We start from the raw sequence: 8,141 nt of genomic DNA on the forward strand, positions 1-8,141 counted from the left end.
AAAGATATTTTAGGAAGCTGATAAATCACTATAATAAAAAAATCCCCGGATAGCCGGGGATTTTCAATTTATAAACAGCTGGTTTTTGAATTATAAATACAGATCAGGATCAATTTAAAGATTTATTTTAAAATATCCAGAGCCGCTTCAAATTTTACTTCTACTGCCTTGTCATAGGGACGCTGTCCCTGGTTGTTTCTTGCCTCTTTATCGGCGCCCATATCCAGAAGGACCTGCAGGGTGCTCACGGAAACTTTCATGGCCGCGGCAATATGAAGAGGAGTATTCCCGTTATTATCCATGGTATTAATCTTTTCCAGGGTCATAAATGTTTTTACAGTATCACTCCCTTTTCGTAAAACCAGAGTCAGGGGAGAGGCATTCTGTTTGTTCGTCGCAAATATATCGGCATTCAAATTAAACAGATACTCAATAGCCACTTTATTGTCCACAATGACGGCTGCATGAAGGGGTGTATTCCCCTGGTTATCCCTCTTCTGGATGGAACTGCCCTGACTGACCAGAAGCTCCATGAGGGCTCTGTTCTTGCCTATGATGGTCTCAAAGAGAGGAGTCTTCCCGCTGTTGTCCCTGCTGTCTTTATCGGCGCCCTTTTTGATCAGGAAACTGCACATTTCAAAGTCACCATTGACTACGGCTTCATAGAATGGACTGCGTCCTTCCAGATTCTTTCTGTTAATGTCGGCCCCGGATGAGATCAGCAGCTCTGCCAGATTCAGGGAGTTCCAGTACACGATTTCATGAAGGGGGGTGTTTCCCTGAAAATCCGTACTGTTCACATCGGCACCTGCCCTGAGAAGAACCCCCGAGATTTCCAGAGAACCTGTCTTAACGGCTTCGTGAAGAGGAGTCGTACCTATCAGGCTTTTTCTGTTGATGTCTGCCCCTTTGTCGATTATAACTCTGACTACATCCGGTTTTTCCCAGAGAACTGCATGGAACAGGGGGGTATATTCCAGATTATCCTTTTTTTCAAGAACCGAATCTATCAGGAAGGAATCCACAAAGTCGGGACCTTTTTCAAAAGCCAGTGATAAGGCTGTCTCACCACTATTATTTTCAATATAAAAATCTCCTCCCTGTTTCAAAAAAGCTTCTGTTAAAAGGAGCAATTCTTTTTCGACTGCCAGATGAAGGGGTGTTTCTCCGTAAAAATTTCTATTATCGATACCGGCTCCGTTTTCAAGGAGAAAGCGGAAAACATCAGGACTGGCCTGCATCATAACAGCCAGATGAAGTGGTGTATTCCCTTCGTTGTCTTTGGCATTTATATTTGTCTTGTCCATAAACCAGCTCAGTGTTGTGACGCCCTTGGTCAGGCTGAGGCTGATGGGGGTTTGATTCTGCTTGTTTCTGGCAAATATATCAGAACCCCGCTGAAGAAGGAGTATCGCTATTTCAGAATTTCCTCTGTCAACGGCTTCCAGTAGGGGGGTATTTCCGTTTTTGTTCCTGTTTTCCAGTAGTGCGCCGTATTCAAGCAGAGTTTCTGCCGCCCTTCTGTCTCTGTTCAGTGTCACTGTCAGATGGAGAGGGGTGTTTCCAAAGCTGTTTTTGGCATTTACATCGGCTCCGGCAGAAAGAAGCATCAGAAGAATCTCGCTGTTGGAATTCAGGGTGAGTGCCATATGAAGGGGAACATTACTGTTGTAATCCGTAGCATTCACATCAGCTCCGGCGGATAAAAGGAGCGACACAATCGTTCTATACCCGCCTCTTACGGCGCTGTGGAGGGGCGTATTCCCCGGTTTATCCCTGGTTTTCAGATCTGCTCCCTCTTGCAGAAGAAGCTTGACAATGCCCTCATGTCCCTGTTCAGCGGCGATGTGAATCGCGGTCTGCCCAAAATCAAAGCGGTAATTAATATCCTGCTGATTATAAAGGGTATAAAAATAGTTAAATATTTCTTCCTGTCCCCTAAAAGAACCTGCTTTTATCAGGAGTGAGGCAATTCTGGCTTTTTCCAGGCTGGTTCTATCTTCAAGAGCAATATCCAGGGCCAGTTTTCCGTCCTTGTTTTTGATATTCAGATCTGATTTAAGGCTGATCAGATACTTTACGGCCTCTGTGTTTCCTTTGGAGGCCGCCAGGTGCATCAGGGTGCCAGTACCGACCATTCCCCTGTTCACATTTGTCTCCCGGGTCAGGGCTTTCAGTATCTCCATCTGGTTAAACCCTGATTCGATGGCTGTCAGCTTTTGCTGGTCCTGAATAAATATGTCTGCTTTTCCATCGACAAGAACTGAGGCTGTTTCGCTGTGGCCTGATGCGACGGCAAGGTGAAGAGGAGTCTTGCCATTGTTATCCAGGCTGTTGGGATCGGCTTTCTGCAGCAGCAGAAGTTGAACAATAGAAGTGTTCCCTGCCTCCGCGGCTATATGCAGGGCTGTTTTGCCTTTGCTGTCCCGTCCATTTACATCCACGTTTATTTTAAAGAGTTCTTCCAATCCTGCCGTATTGCTGTTCTGAACAAGAGAATGAAGACTGTCTTCAGTTACCGTCTTATCTTCGACGACATCCGGTTTTACTGTCTCCTCTGGAGTTGTTGTTGCACAGGAGGAGAGAAACAGGCTCAAAATCAGAGATAATCCGAAATATTTATATATCTTTATCATTGTCTTCCTTCTTATATTCATATTAGTCCTTACTGTATGATCGGTCGTTGTGAAACTGAATTTAATGCAGGAGAGTGTCTTTTTCCTGTTTGAGGGTGGATTCTTATGGAAATGATTGCATTGAGAGCTTAGAGAGTGTTAATATTCATCTCCCTGTTCCCGGTTTTGGTTCACAGGATAGTTTTAAATCATGGTATATTTTTAATAAAAACAGGGTGATTCCTAAGGGCGTGGTAATGGGAAACAGAGCGGAGTATGATTCGGGAGATTTTTTAAAGAGTCTTGGGTTTCCTGAAATCAGGGTTCATCAATCCAACGGGCATTTTGATTTTACGAAAGCCGGACGACGGATTCTTGTCATCGGACCTATGGGATCGGGTAAGACTGAATATTCTGCGAAAATCTGGAGAGATGCCCGGGTTACCCTGGAAAAATCAGATATTGTAGCTGAGCAGACCAGAACAGGAGACGCAGACCGGCGCAATGTCTTTTTTGTCCGTTCCGCCCTGGATGAAAAACGTTTTGAAGAGTATCCCGAAGATGCCCTGGCATACCGGGGCGGTTATGAACGTCTGGGGAATAATATTGCCAGCATCCGGAGTTCCTTTGATCTGGAGCAGCTGATTTCTGACTTTCCCCAAATGGGAACCTGGATCATCGATGAGGCCTCCTTTTTTGATGAAAGAATGGCCTATGTCATCAAAAATGCCTCTGATAAATGGGGACTTGTGTTTGTATACCCCACGCTCATCCTGAACTTCCGAAGAGATATCTTCAATTCGACTGCCCGGCTCTTGATTGAAACAGCAACTGATGTTTTTCCCCTGACAGCCTATTGTGAACATTCCGACTGTATTCAAGACAGTTTTTACACATACCGTTATTACTCGGTGGGCGGACAGGAGTGTCCGGCTCTCTATTTTGATCCTCTTATCATTATAGGGGGGGATCAAAAGAAAGAAGATCCCCGTGAACCGAATTACTGTACACGCTGCGATCATCATCACTATCTACCGGGCAAAGTATATACCTATTTCACCCTCAAACCTCTGGGGGAATCGGCGGCCAAAGGGAATCCTGCTCTTCTCCGGCAGGAGTTGGAACTCCTGGGGAATAATGTAAAAGAATCTGAATTGTACAGCAGTGTTCTAGGTGAACAGGAAGACGGTTTAAGCCATTCCCAGGTTATCATGAATGCCTTGAAGGTTCCCTGTCTTGCCGAAAAAGCTCTGTTATACCTGTTTGTGGAACAAAATCTTGTGAGCAGTGGTCTCTTCAAGCAATTAGCCGAGGATCTGAATATGGACAGAGAGTATCTGATCAGCCGATTGGCCGATAGTGGCCGTACTTTAAGGTGGTAATATGGATTCTATCAGAACTCTTTATAAAACCGGGAATGGTCCCTCCAGCAGTCATACTATGGGCCCTCAAAAGGCTGCTGCCGCTTTTTTGATCAATTATCCTGATGCGGATCTCTATAGGGTCAGCCTTTTCGGCAGTCTCGCCTCCACAGGAAAGGGTCATCTGACTGACCAGATCATCAACAGTACTTTTGCACCTCGTCCGGTTGAAATCCTCTGGTTCCCTGACAGTCTGATGCCCGAGCATCCCAACGGTATGAAGATGGAAGCCCTTAAGGGTAAGATCATTCTGGGCGAATGGGAGGGCTACAGTATCGGAGGGGGCATCATAAGAACTTCCGGGTTAAAAGCTGATTCGGAATTTACAGCTGTATACCCCCACGATTCAATGAGTAAAATCCTCAAACATGTCAATAAAAATGGTCTGACCCTCTGGGAATATGTTTATATGAATGAAGGCAAGGGTATCCGGGAGTTTCTGGGAGCCGTTCTTAAGGATATGATGAGATCTATCAATGAAGGACTCTCAGACGAAGGAGTTCTTCCAGGTGGACTCTATCTGAGCCGAAAATCAAGCAGCTATAGAAAGAGGGCTGCCATGCTGACCGCGCCCCTGTGCACTTCCGCCAGGCTGTTTTCCTATGCCCTGGCTGTTTCTGAAACCAATGCCAGCGGGGGGCTCGTCGTCACGGCTCCTACTTGCGGTGCCAGCGGAGTGGTGCCGGCAGTCCTGCGATCCATGAAGGAATCCTTTGATCTCAGCGAGACCGATTTAATCAGAGCCCTGGCAACGGCGGGAATTCTGGGGAATGTTGTCCGCACCAATGGTTCTATATCGGGTGCGGAAGTGGGTTGCCAGGGCGAAGTCGGAGTCGCCTGTTCCATGGCGGCCGGTGCGGCGGCACAACTGATGGGAGGAACTCCCCGTCAGGTAGAATATGCCGCAGAAATGGCTCTGGAACATCATCTGGGGCTGACCTGTGATCCAATTAAGGGGCTTGTTCAGATTCCCTGTATCGAACGGAATGTTATGGGGGCCAGCAGGGCTATCGCCAGTGCAGAATATGCCATTCTCAGCGATGGTTCCCATAAAGTGACATTTGATGAGGCTATTGCCACCATGACTCAGACAGGACGGGATCTTATGAGCAGCTACCGGGAAACATCACTGGGAGGCCTGGCCACCATTTATGATGAAAATAAAATGGAATAGTACTGTCCATTAATCCTACAATAAAAATATATATGAGAAAAAAGGATCATTCATGAAGAAGAAATTGTCAAAATACATCGATCATACAATCCTCAAAGCGGCAGCAACACCGGATGTGGTCATCCGCATTTGTGAAGAAGCCGTCCAATATGACTTTGCCTCAGTTTGTGTAAATGCCTGCTATACCTCTCTGGTTGCAGAACATCTTAAGGGAAGTACGGTCGCTCCCTGCGTGGTGGTCGGTTTCCCCCTGGGAGCCAGCCCCTCATCAGTTAAAGCTGCCGAGTGTGCCCAGGCTGTCCGGGATGGTGCCCTGGAGGTGGATATGGTACTCCATATAGGGCAGATGAAGGCCGGGAATCTGGATTATGTCCGCTCCGATATCAAGGGCGTTGTGGATGCATCTGGAAAGGCTCTCGTCAAGGTCATACTGGAAAACTGTTATCTCAGTCAGGAAGAAATCCGGAAGGCCTGTCTTCTCTGTGAGGAAGCTGGTGCAGATTTTGTCAAGACATCTACCGGGTTCGGAACAGCCGGGGCTACCGTCGAAGATGTGGCCCTGATGAAAAAAACCGTTCCCTCCCTCCAGGTTAAGGCTGCCGGAGGAATCCGGGACAGGGTAACCGCCCTGGCCATGATTGAAGCAGGAGCGGACCGCCTGGGAGCCAGTGCCGGAATAGCGATTGTTCAAGGAGATGCTGATGCGGGCAACAGTACTGGTTATTGATAGTTTTGGTATAGGAGCCCTCCCCGATGCTGGTGATTACGGCGATGTCGGTTCCAATACGGCTCTTCATATCTGTGAGCAGATGAATCGGCCTCTCTGGCCGGTAATGAAATCTCTGGGGCTCGGGAATGCGTCTGACCTACTTGGGAACCCCCTTCCAGGCTGTGAGGCAGTCTCTGAACCGGGAGCCTCTTTTGGAGTCATGAAAGAGACCTCACCAGGAAAGGATACTACCACCGGACATTGGGAGATGGCCGGCATTGTCCTTGAAAAAGCATTTACCCAGTTTCCCAAAGAGTACCCCTCCTTTCCTGAAGACCTGGTCAATGAATTTGTATCCAGGACCGGATGTGGCGGCATCCTGGGAAACAAAGCTGCCAGCGGGACCCAAATCATTGAGGAATTGGGAGAGGAACATCTGAAAACAGGTTTTCCCATCTGTTATACCTCTGCGGATTCTGTGTATCAGATTGCCTGTCATATGGGAAAATACAGCATTGAAGAATTGTATAAGATGTGCGAGATCGCCCGGGAACTCTGTGATCCACTGGCGGTAGGCCGTGTCATTGCCCGGCCTTTTGACGGACCGGTCGGTGAATTTTTCAGGACCAGGGAACGTCATGATTACTCCATTGCCCTCCCTGAAGAGACAGTTCTAGACCATCTGCAGAAACACTCAGTCCGTACTGTGGCGGTCGGTAAGATCGGGTCTATCTTCAATGAATCCGGAATCTCCGAGAGCTTTCATGATGCGGGTAATCCAGATTGTCTGAAGAGGACAGAAGATCTTCTCTCCCATCCTTCGGATGGGAATGAATTTATTTTTGTGAATCTGGTCGATACGGATATGATCTACGGACACCGCCGTGATGTAAAAGGGTACGCAGAGGCTGTCTCTCTTATTGACAACAAGCTTCTCCGTTTTATGGAGCTCATGGCTCCGGGGGATGTTCTTATTATAACAGGGGATCATGGATGTGATCCTTCCTTCCCGGGAACAGACCACACAAGGGAATATGTTCCTTTGCTCTGGTATGAAAAAGGGGGTAAGCCCCGTTCTCTCGGAATACGGGGAAGCTTTGCAGACATGGCCGCCTCTCTCTCATCGTATTTTTCAGTGCCACCCATGAAAAACGGAGTATCCTTCCTATGAAAATACAGAAATTTTTAGCAGAACCAGATCTTGATGCAGAATCTTTGAGGCAGTGGTTTCAAAAGCAGTATGGAAAGGCGAACCCTTCGGTGATGTCCTCCCGCGAACGGGTAATCCGTGCACTGAATCATCAGGAACCTGACCGGGTTCCCTTTGACTTTTGGGGAGTTCCCGAAACATGGCAGAAATTATTCGATTTTTTCTCCTTAGAGAAAAAAGATGATCTTCTGGATCTTCTCGGAGTGGACTGCCGGATTGTGTCTCCCGACTATATCGGACCCGGTATGGAAGTTATGGAGGATGGCCGATTCTATAATGTATGGGGCAGTCTGCGTAAGATTGTGACCAATGAATACTCAAAGTATGAGGAGTATGCTGCTTTTCCCCTGGCCGAGGCGTCCTCGGTTGCCCAGGTTGAGCAGTGGGATAAATGGCCCAGCAGTGATTATTGGGACTGGGACAGCATCGGAAAAACTGTGGAACAAGCCAACAAACAGGAACCGCGTCATATTCGTTATGATATCGGCGGCATATTCGAGACTGCCTGGGGTGTGTATGGACTGGATAATTTCCTGATTGCTCTCTATGAAAAACCGGAAATTGTCTGTGCCATCATGGATGGTTATACAGAGATCTTCATTGAAAACTTCAGGAGACTCATGTCCCGGAGTGAATCATTGATAGACATGGTATATACCTATGATGATGTGGCTACTCAGGACGGTCTTCTCATGTCTCCGGATATGTGGCGGCAGTACATCCTGCCCTTTCATCAGAGGCTCAACAAGGTTATAAAAGAGTATGATGTAAAGCTTATTTACCACTCCTGCGGGTCTGTGATTCCCCTTATTGAGGCCTTCAGAGACGAAATGCACATCGATGTTCTTAATCCTCTGCAGCCCGCTGCAAAAGACATGGATATGGTCTACATCAAGAAGATGTATGGTGATTCTCTTGCCTTTCACGGGGGCGGGGATCTGCAGCGGACCCTTCCTTTCGGAACAGTCGACGAAGTCAGACAGGAAGTCGAGTCTTTGTGCCGGACTCTGGG

Annotated in this window: 6 protein-coding genes; 5 read left to right on the forward strand and 1 reads right to left on the reverse strand. The window is 47.5% G+C overall.

Going from position 1 to position 8,141, the window contains the following annotated elements:
- Positions 1-122: 122 nt before the first annotated feature.
- On the reverse strand, positions 123-2,636 hold the full coding sequence (locus PF479_RS12405) for an ankyrin repeat domain-containing protein (RefSeq protein WP_298007013.1): 2,514 nt from the start codon (positions 2,634-2,636) through the stop codon (positions 123-125).
- A gap of 236 nt (positions 2,637-2,872) precedes the next feature.
- On the opposite strand from PF479_RS12405, the gene PF479_RS12410 reads away from it, so the two are divergent.
- From PF479_RS12410 to PF479_RS12430, 5 genes are all read left to right on the forward strand, one after another.
- Entirely contained in the window at positions 2,873-3,997 is a 1,125-nt protein-coding gene (locus PF479_RS12410; RefSeq protein ID WP_298007015.1) for a thymidine kinase, read from the forward strand.
- Between the two features lies 1 nt (position 3,998).
- Positions 3,999-5,210, forward strand: coding sequence for an L-serine ammonia-lyase, iron-sulfur-dependent, subunit alpha (locus PF479_RS12415; RefSeq protein ID WP_298007018.1), 1,212 nt, complete (start codon positions 3,999-4,001; stop codon positions 5,208-5,210).
- 52 nt (positions 5,211-5,262) lie between these two features.
- Positions 5,263-5,937, forward strand: coding sequence for a deoxyribose-phosphate aldolase (gene deoC, locus PF479_RS12420; RefSeq protein ID WP_298007020.1), 675 nt, complete (start codon positions 5,263-5,265; stop codon positions 5,935-5,937).
- Positions 5,912-7,090 carry a phosphopentomutase gene (locus PF479_RS12425; RefSeq protein ID WP_298007023.1) on the forward strand — a complete coding sequence of 393 codons (1,179 nt, stop codon included), beginning with the start codon at positions 5,912-5,914 and terminating at the stop codon, positions 7,088-7,090. Before deoC ends, PF479_RS12425 begins: the two co-directional genes overlap by 26 nt.
- Positions 7,087-8,141 (forward strand): uroporphyrinogen decarboxylase family protein (locus PF479_RS12430; RefSeq protein WP_298007026.1); only part of this gene is annotated, 1,055 nt, incomplete at its 3' end. The genes PF479_RS12425 and PF479_RS12430, both read left to right, overlap by 4 nt.

This window comes from Oceanispirochaeta sp. (assembly GCF_027859075.1).
Taxonomy (GTDB): Bacteria; Spirochaetota; Spirochaetia; order DSM-2461; family DSM-2461; genus Oceanispirochaeta.

Coding starts and splice junctions, on each gene's coding strand:
- PF479_RS12405 (WP_298007013.1), bottom strand. CDS start 2,636: ATGATAAAGATATATAAATATTTCGGATTATCTCTGATTTTGAGCCTG.
- PF479_RS12410 (WP_298007015.1), top strand. CDS start 2,873: ATGGGAAACAGAGCGGAGTATGATTCGGGAGATTTTTTAAAGAGTCTT.
- PF479_RS12415 (WP_298007018.1), top strand. CDS start 3,999: ATGGATTCTATCAGAACTCTTTATAAAACCGGGAATGGTCCCTCCAGC.
- deoC (WP_298007020.1), top strand. CDS start 5,263: ATGAAGAAGAAATTGTCAAAATACATCGATCATACAATCCTCAAAGCG.
- PF479_RS12425 (WP_298007023.1), top strand. CDS start 5,912: ATGCGGGCAACAGTACTGGTTATTGATAGTTTTGGTATAGGAGCCCTC.